The following is a 15,370-nucleotide window of genomic DNA, read 5'->3' as shown; positions in this document are numbered from 1 at the left end:
CCGCCAAGGAGATCCCCATGTCCCATTCCATGACGCATTCCCGGGCGCCCCAGTGGGCCAGCAAGGCGCTGAATTACGTGCTGCTGTGCTGGATCGCGCTGGTGTTTATTTTCCCGGTCGTGTTCATGATCGTGTCCTCGCTCAAGCCCGATCTGCAGCTGCTGCAGGACGCGACTTCGCTGCGCGCCTTCCTGCCGGTGGGCGATGTCTCGCTGGAGAATTACAGCGCCGCCTTCAACCGGGTGCCCATCGCCCACTTCATTTTCAACTCGCTGCTGGTCACGGGCGTGACCATGGTGCTGTCACTGGCCATCTGCTCGATGGCGGCCTTCGCATTCGTGTTTCTGGAGTTTCCCGGCAAGAATGTGATGATGGCGGTGATTCTGGCCACATTCATTGTCCCGTTTGAATCGATTGCGATTCCGCTGCTGCTCATCGTCAACAAGCTGCCCTGGATCGGCATGAATGGCATCGAATTCGGCTGGCTGAATTCTTACCATGTGCAGATTATTCCTTTCATAGCTGATGCGCTGACGATATTCCTGTTCGTGCAGTATTTCCGCGATCTGCCGCGCGATCTGGTCGAAGCCGCCCGGGTGGATGGCGCCAGCTATTTTCAGATTTACCGCCGCGTGGTAGTTCCTCTGGCTGGGCCAGTGTTTGCCACGGCGGCCATCCTGAAGTTTCTGGCCATGTACAACCAGTATCTGTGGCCCGTCATGACCGCACAGGCCGAGCAGTACCGGCCCATCATGGTCGGCCTGCAGTATTTCTTCCAGCTCAATATCGCGTGGGGAGAAATGATGGCTTACCTCAGCGTCATCACCATTCCTGTCCTGCTGTTTTACCTCAGCCTGCAAAGGGCCTTCATTGCCTCGATCGCCTCGACCGGCGTCAAAGGCTGACGCGCTGACGCGCCATTTAGCGACGCACAAGAAAGAACTGCCATGCATCCCGTCCGCCTCAAAGGCATCACCAAATCTTATTCGTCCGGCGTGACCGTGATTCCAGGTCTGGATGTTGAAATCCCGGCCGGATCGTTCACCGTGCTGGTGGGCCCGTCGGGCTGCGGCAAATCCACGCTGCTGCGCATGGTGGCCGGTCTGGAAGCCGCCAGCGGCGGGCAGATTTTCATTGGCGACCGCGACGTGACCGAGCTGGAACCGGCCGAGCGCGGCATCGCCATGGTGTTTCAGTCGTATGCGCTCTACCCGCACATGACGGTGGCCGAAAACATCGCCTTCGGCCTGACCATCGCCAGGCGGCCCAAGGCCGAAATCGAGCAGAAGGTGAAGCACGCCGCCGAAATCCTGCAGCTCGAGCACCTGCTGGACCGCACGCCCAAGGCGCTGTCGGGTGGGCAACGCCAGCGCGTGGCCATCGGCCGGGCCATCGTGCGCAATCCGTCGGTCTTCCTCTTCGACGAACCGCTCTCCAACCTCGATGCCTCGCTGCGCGGCCAGATGCGCGTGGAACTGGCCGACCTGCACCGAAAAATCGGCGCCACCATGATTTACGTCACCCACGACCAGGTCGAAGCCATGACCATGGCCGACCAGATCGTGGTGCTCAACAAGGGCCGGGTCGAACAGGTCGGCGCGCCCATGGATCTCTACCGCGAGCCCAAAAGCCCCTTTGTCGCCGGATTCATCGGGGCGCCCAGCATGAACCTTTTCGAGGGCAATCTGGCCCGCGACATGGGCTGTGAAGTCTACGGCGTGCGCCCCGAGCACCTGGACGTCTCGACGGACACCGGGCGCTGGCCCGCCACGGTGCGCCACATCGAACACCTGGGCGCCGATACAGTGCTCTACGCCGAAATCACCGGCGTGGGTTCGATGACGGTGCGCACCGAAGGCGCGCTGGATTACCGCGTCGGGCAATCCATCCGGATCAGCCCCCGCGCAGGCTGCGAGCACCGCTTCCAAGGCAACGCCCGGCTGCAGGGCTGATCAGATCAGGGCGAGGATCAATCCCCGTCCCCCACCCGCAACACGATCTTGCCGATGTGCGCGCCGCTCTCCATCAGCGTGTGCGCCTTGGCTGCTTCGGCCAGCGGGAATTCGGCATCGATGCGCGGCAGGCCGCGACCTTGGGCGAGCAGCGGCCAGACGCGCTCTTCCAGGGCGCGGGCGATGGCGGCCTTGTCGTCGTCCGAGCGCGGGCGCAGCGTCGAGCCCGTCAGCGTCAGGCGTTTGAGCATCACCGGCATCAGATCGATCTCGGCGCGGCTGCCTTCCAGGAAGGCAATCTGCACCAGCCGCCCCTCCAGCGCCAGGCAGCGCAGGTGGCGGGCGATGTCGGCGCCGCCGACCATGTCCAGGATCACGTCCACGCCCGCTCCGCCCGTGCCGGTTGTGATGGCGTCCACAAAATCCGTCTCGCGGTAGAGGATGACGTGCTGCGCGCCCGCCTCGCGGCAGGCCTGCGCTTTGGCGGCGCTGCCCGCCGTCGCCCAGACTTCGGCGCCGAAGGCCGCGCCCAGCGCGATCGCTGTCTGGCCGATGCCGCCCGATCCGCCTTTGACCAGCAGGCGCTCGCCCGGGCGCAGGTGCGCTCGCTCGAAGACGTTGGTCCAGACGGTGAAGAAGGTTTCGGGCAGCGCGGCGGCGTGGCGTAGATCCATGCCGTCCGGGACGGGCAGGCAGTGCCGCTCGTCGGCCAGCACGTGGCTGGCGTAGCCGCCGCCGGGCGTCAGGGCGCAGACGCGGTCGCCCACCCGCCAGCGCTGTACGCCGTCGCCGACCGCCACGATGCGCCCGGACACTTCCAGGCCGAGATGCGGGCTGGCGCCGGGCGGGGGCGGGTAGAGGCCCGAGCGCTGCAGCACGTCCGGGCGGTTGACGCCCGCAAAGGCGACAGCGATTTCGACCTGCTGGCCCTGCGGCGTCTGGCGCGGCCGGGTGGCGGTGTGCAGCACCTCGGGCGGGCCGCCCGCGCCGTGGTCCATGTAGGAGATGAAGTCAGTATTCATCCCGCGATGATACGGCCCCTCAGGAGGTGCTCGCCGCGTGGCCCGCAGACTGCGCCGACGTGTAGCGCGCCTGGCCCACCGCCTGCGCGGCCAGATCGGCGGGGGTGGCCCTCTGACCTGGACGCAGCGGGCTGCTGCCTTGTCCGTGGCCCCTCAGGCGGAAGACCTCGACCAGCGTGGCCAGGCGCTTGGCCTGATCGCTGAGGTTCTGCGCCGCAGCGGCGCTTTCCTCGACCAGCGCAGCGTTCTGCTGCGTCATCTGGTCCAGCTCGGCGACGGCGTCGTTGACGCGGCCGATGCCCTCGCTCTGCTCGCCAGACGCCGTGGTGATTTCGCCGATCACGCCCGTCACCTGGCCGACCGCCGCGACGATGTCGCGCATGGTGCTGCCCGCATCGGCGACCAGGCGGCTGCCCGCGTCCACGCGCTCGACACTGTGGCCGATCAGGTCTTTGATCTCGCGCGCCGCGCCCGCGCTGCGCTGCGCCAAGCTGCGCACTTCGCCCGCCACGACGGCGAAGCCGCGGCCCTGCTCGCCCGCACGGGCGGCCTCCACGGCGGCATTGAGCGCCAGGATGTTGGTCTGGAAGGCGATGCCATCGATCACCCCGATGATGTCGGCGATGCGGCGGCTGCTCTCGCTGATGCCGGTCATGGTGCTGACCACCTGTTCGACGACTTCGCCGCCGCGACGGGCGATGCCGGTGGCGTCCTGCGCCAGACGGTTGGCCTGCTGGGCGGCATCGGCGCTGTGGCGCACGTGGCTGCTGAGCTGGCTCATCGATCCGGACGTGTCCTGCAGGCGCGACGCGGCCTGTTCGGTGCGGTTGGACAGGTCCAGGTTGCCGGTGGCGATTTCGCTGGACGCCACATTGATGCCGTCGGTGGCGGTGCGCACCTGGCTGACGATGTCGATCAGCGCGTCCTGCATGGCGCTCAGGGCGCGCAGCAGCTCGCCCAGCTCGCCGGGGCGATCGGTGGCAATCGGCTGCGACAGATCGCCCTGCGCGATGCGCTGCGAAATGGCCAGCGATTCGCTCACCGGCTCCAGGATGCGGCCGCGCACCCACAAGGCCAGCGCCGACAGGGCCAGCAGCGCCAGGGCGCCTGCGCCCAGCGCGATCCATTCCACCCAGGTGCTGGTCCGGGTCGAAGCGGCCATGGTCGCATCGCTGAAGCGTGCGGCTTCGGCCACCGTGGCATCGACCCCGGCGCGGTGCTGCTGGTAAATCTGGTGCGCGCGGCCGATGGCGGCGTGGATGGTGGCGCGATCCCCGCTGCCCGCCACCCGGGCCACTTCGCGGGCGGCCGCGATGAAGCGCAGCGCAGCCTCGTGCTGCGGGCCCAGCAGCTGGGCCTCCAGACCATAAGGCGGGTGGGCGCGCCAGTACTGTTCACGCGCCTCGTATTCCTTGGCCAGGCGATCCACGTCTGTGGCCAGCTCCTGCGGCGTCATCGTCCCGTCTTCCACGCGGGACAGGCCCAGGCGCATTTCGATCAGATACAGCGGCGGCGGCAGGATGTCGGCGGCCACGTCCTTGGCGACGTAAACGCGCCCGGCGTTGTCCTCGTTCGCCTTGAGCCCCCACAGCGACACGCCGAGCACCAGCGCAATCGCCAGAACGGACAGGGCGGCCTGCAGTCCCAGCAGGTGAGAGATGCGCAGATTCCATTTCATGATCGGGCCTATCGAGAGAATACGGGTGGATGTCGTAGGCGTATCGGCGGTATCGCCGTTTTCTGGAGCGCCTTTTGAGTCCGGCCCACGCCCCGCACGCCAACAATGGCACGATGCCTGCGTCTCTTCGCTGCACAGGACGCCCGACATGCCCAGCCCCGCTGACACCGCCCCCGCGCTCACCGTCTACTTCGACGGCAGCTGTCCGCTGTGCCGCCGCGAAATCGCTTTTTATCAGCGGCTGCGCCCGCTGCAGCCCATCGCGTGGGTGGACGTCAGCCGGGGCGAACCGTGTGGCGATGGCCTGACGTGCGAACTGGCGATGCGCCGCTTTCACGTGCGCGACGCGCAGGGCCAGCTTCTGGATGGCGCCGCCGCTTTTGCGCGCCTGTGGCGTTCGCTGCCGGGCTGGCGCTGGCTGGGGCATGTTGCGGGTGTGCCGCCGGTGTCGTGGCTGGCGGAGGGCGCCTATCGGCTTTTCCTGCCGTTGCGGCCCCGGCTGCAGGCGTGGGCCCGGCGGGATTGAGCCCGACTTGAGCCCGATCTGACGTTGCAGCGCGTCAATTTCGGGAAATTGTCACAAAAATACTTAAGAATAATTCTCATCCGTCGATAGTTCACAGGTGGCGTCTGTTTTTAACAGCCGTCCGTTTCCTGCAACGAAGACGAAGGATGAGAAATGATTCCACAGACGCAGTCCCGCAATCGCCGCCGGGGCACCGTGGCGCCACGGACCCACAGCGCTCTGCTGCCCGTGCTGGCCCTGCTGACGTCAGCCAGCCTGACGGCCTGGGCCGCCCCCGCAGACGACGACCTGGCCATACAGATGGCGCCCCTGGCCGACCGGGGTGATTTTCCGCCGCCGCAGGCGGGTGTCCCGCTGGTCGATCCCGCCGAAGCCGGTCTGCCGCGGCCCGGGCCTCTCGTGGCTGGCACGGCGCCATCGCCGAGCAATGCACCCATCCGGGTGCCGCGTCCGGCCGATCCGGCGCAGTTCACCCTGATGTCGCAGTTCGGACGCCTGATGACGGCGTGGTCGCGCCGCCCCAACGAAGCGCTGTGGGGCTATTTCCCGCGCGACACGGCAAGCGGCTTTGACGACCTGCGCGAGTGGACGATGGAGCCCGGCACCCGGCCCGGCCGCGTGCGCATTCGCAACGTGCAGCTGGGCAGCTGCATCGGCCAGCGCGACAGTTCGGGCGAAACGACGCGCTTTCCCTTCCCCTTTCTAGCGCAGGACAAGGCCTTCTGCCGCGACGAGCGGGGCGATTTCTCGCTGCTGCCTGTGTCGGGCGGCGGCTTCGTCCTGCAGTCGCGCTTCACCGGCCAGTGCGTGCGCCTGGAAAACACCGACATGTCGCATTCCTCGCGCTGGGCGCGGGCGATCGCCCTGAACGACTGTTCCCTGGTCACCAACGATCACGGCCACGTCAACCCGGAGTTCATCTGGAGCTTCTCGGCGCCCATCAGCAACGCGTTCGCGCACACCGCCAAGGCCGAGATCCGGCCTTCGCCCACACCACCGGCCTTTGATCCCGACCACCCGAACGGCCCGCCGCCGGCCGCACAACAGCAAGGAGCCGCGCGATGAAGCCGCACACCCTGATCCCCGCCCGCGCCGCGCTGGCCGCCGCCCTGCTGGCCTGCAGCTGTGCGGCGCACGCTGATCCGAAGGATTTCCGCACCGCCACCTGGAACCTGCAGGGCGCGTCGGCCAGCACCGAAAGCAAATGGAACGTGAACGTGCGCCAGCTGGTTTCCGGCGCCGAAGCCGTCGACATCCTGGCCGTCCAGGAGGCCGGCCAGCCGCCCTTCAACGCCGTCGATACCGGCCGAGTGCTGGGGCGGGGCACGCCCGTGCGCGAGCTGCGCTGGACGCTGGGCACACTGCGCGGCGCCAGCGATCCGGGAACCCTGTTCATCTACTTCGCCGACATTGACACGGGCGCGCGCCGCGTCAACCTGGCGCTGGTCAGCAACCGGCAGGCCGACGACGTCTTCGTCGTGCCGCCCAGCACCACGGTCAGCCGCCCCGTTCTGGGCATACGCATCGGCAACGACGCCTTCCTGAGCGGCCACGCGCTGGCCAGCGGCGGCCCGGACGCGGAAGCGATGGTCGAATCAGTGCACGATTTCTTCCAGAACCACCCGAATCCGCAGTGGCAGGCCACGAACTGGATGCTGCTGGCCGATTTCAACCGCCCGCCCGGCCGCCTGCGCGCCGAGCTGGAAGCGCCCGCGCGCAACCACACCCGCGTGCTGGACCCGGGCGCGCCCACCCAGCGCCAGGGCAACACGCTGGATTACGCCGTGCTGGGCAACGCCGTCGGTGTGATTCCGGACGGGCTGGCCGCTTCGCTAACGCCATCGCGGCGGCGCACGACGCAGCTCTCGTCCGACCACTTCCCGGTCTTTTTCAACCCCACCGGCTCAGGAGCCCAGCGATGAAGCGCCTCACCCTCTCCCTGCTGGCCAGCGCGCTGCTGGCCGCCTGCGCGCAGAACAGCGTGCTTCCCCCTTTTCCGGCTCAGCCCGGCCAACCCGGCCAAGCCGGACAGCCCGGCACGACGCCAGACGGCAGCAATGCGGGTGGCGCGCCGCCCGACCCGCTGCCTTCGATCACGCGCGTGGCGCTGCGCAATGTGGCGCTGGGCTTTGCCTTGGGCCGTTACCAGGAGGAGACCGATTTCGACGCGCAGAACCTGATCGTGCACGAGGTCTCGAACGACATCACCTTCACGGGCAAAGCCTGGGTTTTTGGCAAAGTGATGCTGGAAGACCACACCGGCCAGTGCAAGGCGGTCGGCGATGACAAGCGCATCACCACCATCGGCTGCGTGCCGGGCAGCCAGCGGCAGCAGTTCGCCTTCATCCCGAGCACCACAGGCGCCGTGCAGCTGTACTCGGTGTCGGAAAACCGCTGCGTCAACGCCATCACCGAGACCGAGAGCAGCGCCCGCTTCGGCCTGGTCGACTGCGTGGCCGACCTCGCCAACCCGCTGCAGGAGGTGCCCGCCCTCCAGCTGTGGCAGATCAACCCCGAGTTGGGCAGCGATCAGGTGCTGCTGGAAGCGCCGTTCTGACGCAACACTTTAGCGGGCAGAACCGCTAAAATGCCAGCAAGGCCTCTGCCGATGGATCGTCCCGGCAGGGGCCTTTTCAAGACACCGTCATGACAACCCACACACTCGACTGGTCCAGCATCTGCCTGAGCGGAGTCGTGGCCTTTGCCACCGCCGCCATTCTGGTGCTGACCCAGGGCTGGCACGGCCGCTTCAGCATGGACGGCCTGTCCGGCGTGCAGAAAATGCACCGCACGCCCACCCCGCGCATCGGCGGCGTCGCCCTGATGTTCGGCCTGATTGCGGCCCTGGGCGCCCAAATGCGCGGGCGGGGTGGTGACCCTTTCAACGAAGACGTGATGCTGATGTTGCAGATGCTGGTTGCCAGCCTGCCGTGCTTCGGCTTTGGCATGGCCGAGGACATCACCAAGCGCATCAGCGTACGGACCCGGCTGTGGGCCACCATAGGCAGCGGCGTGCTGGCCTGGTGGCTGACCGACTATCACCTGACCCACGCCAACACCTGGGGCCTGGACTGGCTGCTGCTGTGGCTGCCGTTCTCGGTGCTGTTCACCGCCTTCTGCGTGGGCGGCATCGCCAACGCAGTCAACATCGTTGACGGCTTTAACGGCCTGTCGTCGGGCACGCTGGTGCTGTGCTTTGGGACCGTGGCGCTGGTCGCACTGCAGGTCGACGACCCGGTGCTCGCCCAGATCGCCCTGACCCTGGCCGCTGTCATGCTGGGCTTTGGCGCCATGAACTTCCCCTGGGGGAAGATTTTCCTGGGCGATGGCGGTGCCTACCTGGCGGGCTTTCTGCTGGCGTGGCTGACCGTGATGCTGCCCATGCGCAACGAAGGAGTGTCGGTCTGGACGGGCGTACTGATCTGCGGCTACCCCAGCATCGAGGTCTTCGCCAGCATCTGGCGCCGCCACAAGCGCGACGGCCACCATCCCGGCCAACCCGACAAGGCGCACCTGCACCACCTGATCTACGGCCGCATCGCACGCCGTTGGTTCAAGGGCTACTCACAGCCCTTCCAGAACGGCATGACCAGCCCCCCGTTGTGGGCCTACTGCGCGCTGCCCTGCGCCTGTGCGCTGCTGTTTTATCACTCGACGGCGCTGCTGGTGCTGAGTTTCGCACTGTGTGCGGCGGTGTACCACCTGGTTTATGTGAGGGTGGTGAGGTTTGGGTGGAGGCTGAGTTGAGCGAGACGGCAACGGCTCCTGGCACCGCTGAGAGCACTGCCACCCTCACGACATTCTGGTACCTGGTTCACACCAAACCCCGCCAGGAGACCATCGCCCTGACGAATCTGGAGCGTCAAGGTTACGCTTGCTACCTGCCTCAGATGCGCATTGAGCGCGTGCGGCGTGGCAAGGCGCTCGTGGTGACCGAGGCCATGTTCCCCCGCTACCTCTTCATCCAGCTGGACAGCAGCGATCAGGCCAAGAGCTGGGCGCCGATCCGCTCGACCTTGGGCGTGAGCCAGCTGGTGCGCTTTGGCACGCAAACCGCGCGCGTGGATGATGCGCTGGTGGACCTTCTGCGCGAGCGTGAGCAGGCCAGACCACTGGAAGCGCTGTTCCACAGCGGCGAAACCGTCGTCATCACGCGAGGGCCGTTTGCCGGCATCGAAGCCATCTACCAGACAGCGGACGCTGAACGGAGGGCGCTGATTCTGCTGGAGATCATGAGCAGGAAGGTCGAGATGCGGGTGGATGCGGGAGACTTGGCGAGGGTGGAGTAGTTGGCAGTTTTTTTCGGCCGAGCGCAGTTGGCAGGCGCTAGAATGTGTTCAATGTTGAACGGATGCGCACGCATCGCGCTGCCGAGCGTGTCACGGCACGGCGGTAGCGTGCACAAAGCCGATTCAGCTTTCACGCCAACACAAAACAGCCCCATAAGCATGACCAGCCGCCAAGCCAAGATCCAGGAAGACACGCATTTCCGGATCATGCGCATTCTGCAAGACAACCCTGACTTGACCCAGCGAGAGCTGGCCGAGCAACTGGGAATCAGTGTAGGTGGGTTGAATTACTGTCTGAAAGCGCTGATGGAAAAGGGCTTGGTGAAGATGAAAAACTTCGCCACTTCCAAGAACAAGTTTGGCTACGTTTATGTGCTGACCCCAACTGGCATGGCAGAGAAAGCCGATATTGCCCACCGGTTCTTGCAGCGCAAGATGGATGAATACGAGGCGCTGAAGGGCGAAATTGAAGCCTTGGTGTCTGAAGTTGAAAAAGCCAGCGAAGAAAGAACTCAAAAAGCATGATCAACGTTACCCCTGTAATTCTCTGCGGTGGTTCAGGAACCCGTTTGTGGCCACTGTCGCGCACTGGTTTCCCTAAGCAGTTTCTGTGTTTAACAGGCGATAAAAGTTTGTTTCAACAAGCCGCTTTGCGCCTAGGAAATCTAGGCAATGCACAGATACAGGTCGCATCACCCCTCATCGTTACCGGTGAAGACCATCGGTTTCTCGCTGCAGAGCAACTTCGCGAAATCGGCGTTGAACTCGGATGTGCGCTTTTGGAACCCGTGGGCAGAAATACTGCACCTGCACTCACATTGGCGGCACTAGCAGCCATGGAAGACGGAGCTGACCCTGTTTTGGTCGTCACGCCAGCTGATCAAACCGTGGTGAAAGCTGACTCCTTCACTTCCGCCATGCAACAAGCAGTGGCAGAGGCTGCCAACGGGACCATCGTCATTTTGGGTGTGATGCCGAACAAGCCAGAGACTGGTTATGGCTATATCCAAATCAACCAACCTGAAGAGAATGCCGGCATACATAATGTCCGTCGCTTTGTTGAGAAACCAGACGCCCCCACAGCCGAAAACTATCTGAACGAAGGCGGCTACTACTGGAATGCTGGCATCTTCGTGCTCAAATCCTCTGCTTGGCTGAAGGCGCTCGAACAGTTCCGACCAGATATTCTACAAGCCACGCAGGCCGCTTGGGACAAGCGCAGCGCTGACAATGCATTTACTCGCCCGGGCAAGGCTGAATTCGCTGCCATCTCCTCCGAGTCAGTAGATTACGCAGCCATGGAACACTGCCCGGGCAGCAACTTCCCCATCAAGATGGTCCCGCTAGACGCAGGTTGGAATGACCTGGGGGCTTGGGATGCCGTCTGGAATGTCTTGCCAAAAGACGAAGCTGGCAATGCGCACTTAGGTGATGTACTGACCACCGACAGCCGCAATACCTTGGTGCATGCAACAAGCCGCCTTGTCAGCTTGGTCGGTGTAGAAAACCTGATCGTGGTGGAAACGCCCGACGCCGTCTTGGTTGCCGATAAATCCCGCAGCCAAGACGTTAAACATATCGTCAACCAGCTGCAGAAAACAAAGCGAGAAGAGCACACGCTGCATCGAAAAGTGCATCGCCCCTGGGGTTGGTACGATAGCATAGACGAGGGGGGTCGATTCAAGGTTAAACGCATTCAGGTCAAGCCTAAAGCCAGCCTCAGCTTGCAAAAACACCATCACCGTGCCGAACACTGGATTGTGGTGACGGGCACCGCCGAAATCACCAACGGTGACCGGGTGCTGACCCTTACAGAAAACCAATCCACCTACATACCGCTAGGCGAGGTTCATCGCCTAGCCAACCCCGGCACAATACCACTCGAAATCATCGAAGTGCAGTCTGGCAGCTACCTAGGAGAAGACGACATCATTCGTTTTGACGATACTTACGGGCGTGCAAAACCGTGAACCAACATTCTAAAATCTACGTCGCTGGCCACCGTGGAATGGTGGGCTCAGCCATCGTGCGCCATCTGTTATCGAATGGCCACCCGGCCGAGCGCATCGTCACACGTACGCATACCAAACTGGACTTAACTAATCAGGTGGATGTTAACCAGTTTTTTGCTATCGAAAACCCTGATCAAGTCTATCTCGCTGCAGCCAAAGTGGGCGGCATACACGCAAACAACACATATCCGGCCGAATTCATCTATCAAAACCTGACGATGCAGGCTAACGTCATCGATGCGGCCTTTCGCAATGGCGTGCAAAAGCTGCTTTTCCTGGGTTCAAGCTGTATCTACCCCAAGCTGGCAGATCAGCCCATGCGCGAAGACGCCTTACTGACAGGCCCGCTGGAACCCACCAACGAGCCCTACGCCATTGCCAAGATTGCTGGCATCAAGCTGTGCGAAAGCTACAACCGGCAGTACGGCCAAAGCCATGGGGTGGACTACCGCAGCGTTATGCCCACCAACCTCTACGGCCCTGGCGACAACTACCACCCAGAGAACTCTCACGTCATTCCGGCGCTGATTCGTCGCTTCCATGAAGCCAAGGTCAGCCAGGCGCCCAGCGTCACCATCTGGGGCACCGGCACACCCAAGCGCGAATTCTTGTATGTGGACGACATGGCAGCAGCCAGTGTGCACGTCATGAACTTGCCCCAAGCCACCTATAGCCAGTACACCCAGCCCATGCTCAGCCACATTAACGTGGGCTGTGGGGAAGACGTGACCATCTTGGAAATGGCACAAACCGTGGCTCGAACCGTGGGCTACACCGGCCCCATCCACACTGACCCTACTAAGCCTGACGGTGCGCCGCGCAAGCTCATGGACAGCACCCGTCTTAACGCATTGGGCTGGCAAGCACAGGTCGGACTTGAAGTAGGCCTGAAAGTCGCCTACGAAGACTTTTTGGCCCGTTACGCCGCATAAACATAGAGAAAACAAATGATGACAACACCCAGTGCAACCCCAAAAGTGGCCCTCATTACCGGCATCACGGGTCAAGATGGTTCCTACCTCGCCGAGTTTCTGCTTGAAAAAGGTTACATCGTCCACGGCATTAAACGCAGGGGTAGCTTGTTCAACACCCAGCGCATCGACCACATCTACCAAGACCCTCATATCGACAATGCGTGCTTCAAGTTGCACTACGGTGATTTGTCCGACACCAGCAACCTAGTGCGCATTATTCAGGAAACTCAGCCAGACGAGATTTACAACCTCGGTGCCATGAGCCATGTGGCCGTGTCGTTCGAAAGCCCTGAATACACGGCAGACGTTGACGGCATTGGCACGCTGCGTATTCTCGAAGCCATTCGGATATTGGGCCTTGAGAAAAAGACGCGCTTCTATCAAGCCAGTACCAGCGAGCTGTACGGCTTGGTGCAAGAAATTCCACAAAAGGAAACCACGCCGTTTTATCCTCGCAGCCCCTATGCTGTGGCCAAAATGTACGCGTACTGGATCGTTGTGAACTACCGCGAGGCTTATGGCATTTACGCCTGCAACGGTATTCTTTTCAACCACGAGAGTCCACGTCGCGGCGAAACCTTCGTGACTCGCAAAATCACCCGCGGATTGGCGAACATTGCTCAGGGCTTGGAGCCATGCCTGTACATGGGCAATATGGATGCGCTGCGTGACTGGGGCCATGCCAAAGACTATGTGCGCATGCAGTGGATGATGCTGCAGCAAGAGAAGCCTGAAGATTATGTGATTGCGACCGGTGTCCAATATAGCGTGCGCCAGTTCATTGAATGGTCGGCTGCTGAACTGGGCGTCAAGTTGCGCTTTGATGGCCAAGGGGTGGACGAAGTCGCGATCATTGACAGCATTGAGGGCGACAAAGCGCCAGCGCTCAAACCCGGGCAGATCGTCGTACGCGTCGACCCGCGCTACTTCCGTCCCACCGAGGTGGAAACCCTGCTCGGCGATCCATCGAAAGCCAAGGCCAAGCTGGGCTGGACACCTGAGATCACGGTGCAACAGATGTGCGCCGAAATGGTGGCTGCTGACTTGCAAGCGGCTAAGCAACACGCTCTGCTGAAGGCCAACGGGTTTGTCGTGAACGTCAGCGTCGAATAATCTGTGGCGATAATTCATTTAACCAGTGGGCGGGAATTTGTCGCAGAATCTGGAGTCTCTCTGTTGGACGCCGCATCGGCTGCTGGCATCGCACTGCCCTACAGTTGCCGTACTGGCCGCTGCAGTACATGCAAAGCGCTTGTTCAACGCGGTCAAACGTGTCCGCGAACTGAAGAAACGGGTCTTAGCCCCGAGGAAATTGAGGCTGGCTGGATCCTCACTTGTGTGCGCTCAGCGGAAACAGATGTTGAGCTGGACATAGAGGATCTGGGGGGTATTACTCTGCCTCAGCCTAAAACGCTCCCCTGCCGGATTGCCGAGCTAGAAAAGCTAGCATCCGATGTTCTGCGAGTAAAACTCAGGCTTCCTCCTACCTCAGCCTTCTCTTTCATACCTGGTCAATACATAGACGTAATTGGTCTCAACGGCACACGACGCAGTTACTCGCTGGCAAACGCAAGTTTTTCAGATAAGTTGCTTGAGTTGCATATCAAAGCCGTTAACGGCGGCGCGATGAGTGACTACTGGTTTAACCATGCCAAGCTTAATGACTTGTTGCGTTTGACCGGACCGCTGGGCACCTTCTTCCTTCGCGAATGCAAAAACAGTGATATCTTTCTTTTGGCGACAGGCACCGGCATAGCGCCGGTCAAAGCCATGCTGGAATCGTTAATGCATGTTCCTGAAGACCTGCAGCCCCAGTCCATTACCGTGCTGTGGGGCGGGCGGAAAACCGAAGATTTATACATTGACATAGCGGCCACCCCTGGTAAGCACCGTTATATCCCTGTGATTTCTCGCCCGCACGAAGGTTGGACCGGTGCTACAGGCTATGTTCAGGATATTTTGCTATCTACAGCGCCGGATCTAAGCAAAGCAGCTGTTTACGCTTGCGGCTCTGACGCCATGATCTACGCTGCAAAAAAATTACTTTCCAATGCTGGTTTGTCCATGGCGCGCTTTTACTCCGATGCATTTGTCAGTTCAGGCAGTATTTAACATCAACCATATTGAAGACGAGATATGAAAGCAGTCATTCTTGCAGGGGGACTTGGAACAAGGCTCAGCGAAGAGACATCAACCCGGCCGAAGCCTATGGTAGAAATTGGTGGCAAGCCCATACTTTGGCACATCATGAAAATGTACTCGCACCACGGCATTAATGATTTTGTGGTGTGCTGCGGCTACAAGGGGTACGTCATCAAGGAGTATTTTGCAAACTACTTTTTGCATATGTCGGACGTTACCTTCGACATGCAAGCCAACACCATGCACGTGCATGAAAAACGTGCTGAGCCATGGAAAGTCACCCTTGTAGATACCGGGGATGACTCGATGACAGGCGGACGTCTCGGCAGAGTTGCTGAATACGTGAAGGATGATGAGGCTTTTTGTTTTACATATGGCGACGGAGTGGGAGATATCGATATCTCTGCGGCCATTGCTTTTCATCGCCAACACGGCAAAGACGCCACCCTCACTGCCACCTTACCGCCCGGCCGTTTTGGTGCGCTGGACATTCAATGCCGTCAGGTCATAAGCTTTAAAGAAAAGCCGAAAGGCGATGGCGCGATGATCAACGGTGGCTTCTTCGTTCTTAGTCCAAAGGTTTTGTCGTATCTGAATGGCGACAGCACTATCTGGGAGCAAGAGCCACTGATGAAACTTGCCGAGGATGGCCAACTCATGGCCTTTGAACACCACGGTTTTTGGCAGCCCATGGATACGCTTCGGGACAAGCATCTCTTAGAGGAGCTTTGGGCTTCTGGTAAGGCGCCCTGGAAAAAGTGGGATTGACCTGACC

At 61.7% G+C, this 15,370-nt stretch carries 16 protein-coding genes; 14 read left to right on the top strand and 2 right to left on the bottom strand.

The window, feature by feature from the left end; all coding sequences use genetic code 11:
- Positions 1 to 17 precede the first annotated feature (17 nt).
- On the top strand, positions 18 to 905 hold the full coding sequence (locus RV045_RS07245) for a carbohydrate ABC transporter permease (RefSeq protein ID WP_423235112.1): 888 nt from the start codon (positions 18 to 20) through the stop codon (positions 903 to 905).
- Between the two features lie 42 nt (positions 906 to 947).
- The gene (locus RV045_RS07240) at positions 948 to 1,952 is read left to right on the top strand and encodes an ABC transporter ATP-binding protein (RefSeq protein WP_423235111.1); all 1,005 of its coding nucleotides are present in this window, start codon (positions 948 to 950) and stop codon (positions 1,950 to 1,952) included.
- A 17-nt stretch (positions 1,953 to 1,969) separates the two neighbouring features.
- Here the strand turns inward: RV045_RS07240 and RV045_RS07235 are convergent, their stop codons facing one another.
- Both RV045_RS07235 and RV045_RS07230 read right to left on the bottom strand, forming a co-directional pair.
- Complete coding sequence (locus RV045_RS07235; protein WP_423235110.1) at positions 1,970 to 2,974, bottom strand: NAD(P)H-quinone oxidoreductase; 1,005 nt, start codon at positions 2,972 to 2,974, stop codon at positions 1,970 to 1,972.
- 19 nt (positions 2,975 to 2,993) lie between these two features.
- Complete coding sequence (locus RV045_RS07230) at positions 2,994 to 4,652, bottom strand: methyl-accepting chemotaxis protein (RefSeq protein WP_423235109.1); 1,659 nt, start codon at positions 4,650 to 4,652, stop codon at positions 2,994 to 2,996.
- A 148-nt stretch (positions 4,653 to 4,800) separates the two neighbouring features.
- On the opposite strand from RV045_RS07230, the gene RV045_RS07225 reads away from it, so the two are divergent.
- The 12 genes from RV045_RS07225 to rfbF all read left to right on the top strand — a co-directional run bounded on the left by RV045_RS07225 (position 4,801) and on the right by rfbF (position 15,363).
- Positions 4,801 to 5,178 carry a thiol-disulfide oxidoreductase DCC family protein gene (locus tag RV045_RS07225; RefSeq protein WP_423235108.1) on the top strand — a complete coding sequence of 126 codons (378 nt, stop codon included), beginning with the start codon at positions 4,801 to 4,803 and terminating at the stop codon, positions 5,176 to 5,178.
- A gap of 153 nt (positions 5,179 to 5,331) precedes the next feature.
- Positions 5,332 to 6,243 carry a hypothetical protein gene (locus RV045_RS07220; RefSeq protein WP_423235107.1) on the top strand — a complete coding sequence of 304 codons (912 nt, stop codon included), beginning with the start codon at positions 5,332 to 5,334 and terminating at the stop codon, positions 6,241 to 6,243.
- Positions 6,240 to 7,100 carry a cytolethal distending toxin subunit B family protein gene (locus RV045_RS07215; protein WP_423235106.1) on the top strand — a complete coding sequence of 287 codons (861 nt, stop codon included), beginning with the start codon at positions 6,240 to 6,242 and terminating at the stop codon, positions 7,098 to 7,100. Before RV045_RS07220 ends, RV045_RS07215 begins: the two co-directional genes overlap by 4 nt.
- Positions 7,097 to 7,735 (top strand): hypothetical protein, encoded by a 639-nt coding sequence (locus RV045_RS07210; RefSeq protein WP_423235105.1) that lies wholly within the window; start codon positions 7,097 to 7,099, stop codon positions 7,733 to 7,735. The genes RV045_RS07215 and RV045_RS07210 overlap by 4 nt, the downstream gene beginning before the upstream one ends.
- Before the next feature lie 89 nt (positions 7,736 to 7,824).
- Complete coding sequence (locus RV045_RS07205; protein WP_423235104.1) at positions 7,825 to 8,925, top strand: MraY family glycosyltransferase; 1,101 nt, start codon at positions 7,825 to 7,827, stop codon at positions 8,923 to 8,925.
- On the top strand, positions 8,922 to 9,467 hold the full coding sequence (rfaH, locus tag RV045_RS07200) for a transcription/translation regulatory transformer protein RfaH (RefSeq protein ID WP_423235103.1): 546 nt from the start codon (positions 8,922 to 8,924) through the stop codon (positions 9,465 to 9,467). The genes RV045_RS07205 and rfaH overlap by 4 nt, the downstream gene beginning before the upstream one ends.
- A 108-nt stretch (positions 9,468 to 9,575) precedes the next feature.
- Complete coding sequence (locus tag RV045_RS07195; RefSeq protein WP_423235102.1) at positions 9,576 to 9,992, top strand: MarR family EPS-associated transcriptional regulator; 417 nt, start codon at positions 9,576 to 9,578, stop codon at positions 9,990 to 9,992.
- Positions 9,989 to 11,437, top strand: coding sequence for a mannose-1-phosphate guanylyltransferase/mannose-6-phosphate isomerase (locus tag RV045_RS07190; RefSeq protein WP_423235101.1), 1,449 nt, complete (start codon positions 9,989 to 9,991; stop codon positions 11,435 to 11,437). The genes RV045_RS07195 and RV045_RS07190 overlap by 4 nt, the downstream gene beginning before the upstream one ends.
- Positions 11,434 to 12,411, top strand: a complete 978-nt coding sequence (gene fcl, locus RV045_RS07185; protein ID WP_423235100.1) for a GDP-L-fucose synthase — start codon at positions 11,434 to 11,436, stop codon at positions 12,409 to 12,411. Before RV045_RS07190 ends, fcl begins: the two co-directional genes overlap by 4 nt.
- A 15-nt stretch (positions 12,412 to 12,426) precedes the next feature.
- A complete protein-coding gene (gmd, locus tag RV045_RS07180; RefSeq protein ID WP_423235099.1) occupies positions 12,427 to 13,566 on the top strand; it encodes a GDP-mannose 4,6-dehydratase in 1,140 nt (379 codons plus the stop codon).
- A 3-nt stretch (positions 13,567 to 13,569) separates the two neighbouring features.
- Positions 13,570 to 14,565 (top strand): 2Fe-2S iron-sulfur cluster-binding protein, encoded by a 996-nt coding sequence (locus RV045_RS07175; RefSeq protein WP_423235098.1) that lies wholly within the window; start codon positions 13,570 to 13,572, stop codon positions 14,563 to 14,565.
- Positions 14,566 to 14,589: 24 nt separating this feature from the next.
- Positions 14,590 to 15,363 (top strand): glucose-1-phosphate cytidylyltransferase, encoded by a 774-nt coding sequence (rfbF, locus tag RV045_RS07170; RefSeq protein ID WP_423235097.1) that lies wholly within the window; start codon positions 14,590 to 14,592, stop codon positions 15,361 to 15,363.
- Positions 15,364 to 15,370 lie beyond the last annotated feature (7 nt).

This window comes from Amphibiibacter pelophylacis, from assembly GCF_037688875.1.
Classification (GTDB): Bacteria; Pseudomonadota; Gammaproteobacteria; order Burkholderiales; family Burkholderiaceae_C; genus Amphibiibacter; species Amphibiibacter pelophylacis.
The sequence above is the reverse complement of the archived record's forward strand: the minus strand, read 5'-3'. Positions and strand labels throughout refer to the sequence as shown.

Bases quoted from the DNA above. Each gene is read 5' to 3' on its own strand.
- RV045_RS07245 (WP_423235112.1), top strand. From the start codon at position 18: ATGTCCCATTCCATGACGCATTCCCGGGCGCCCCAGTGGGCCAGCAAG.
- RV045_RS07240 (WP_423235111.1), top strand. From the start codon at position 948: ATGCATCCCGTCCGCCTCAAAGGCATCACCAAATCTTATTCGTCCGGC.
- RV045_RS07235 (WP_423235110.1), bottom strand. From the start codon at position 2,974: ATGAATACTGACTTCATCTCCTACATGGACCACGGCGCGGGCGGCCCG.
- RV045_RS07230 (WP_423235109.1), bottom strand. From the start codon at position 4,652: ATGAAATGGAATCTGCGCATCTCTCACCTGCTGGGACTGCAGGCCGCC.
- RV045_RS07225 (WP_423235108.1), top strand. From the start codon at position 4,801: ATGCCCAGCCCCGCTGACACCGCCCCCGCGCTCACCGTCTACTTCGAC.
- RV045_RS07220 (WP_423235107.1), top strand. From the start codon at position 5,332: ATGATTCCACAGACGCAGTCCCGCAATCGCCGCCGGGGCACCGTGGCG.
- RV045_RS07215 (WP_423235106.1), top strand. From the start codon at position 6,240: ATGAAGCCGCACACCCTGATCCCCGCCCGCGCCGCGCTGGCCGCCGCC.
- RV045_RS07210 (WP_423235105.1), top strand. From the start codon at position 7,097: ATGAAGCGCCTCACCCTCTCCCTGCTGGCCAGCGCGCTGCTGGCCGCC.
- RV045_RS07205 (WP_423235104.1), top strand. From the start codon at position 7,825: ATGACAACCCACACACTCGACTGGTCCAGCATCTGCCTGAGCGGAGTC.
- RV045_RS07190 (WP_423235101.1), top strand. From the start codon at position 9,989: ATGATCAACGTTACCCCTGTAATTCTCTGCGGTGGTTCAGGAACCCGT.
- gmd (WP_423235099.1), top strand. From the start codon at position 12,427: ATGATGACAACACCCAGTGCAACCCCAAAAGTGGCCCTCATTACCGGC.
- rfbF (WP_423235097.1), top strand. From the start codon at position 14,590: ATGAAAGCAGTCATTCTTGCAGGGGGACTTGGAACAAGGCTCAGCGAA.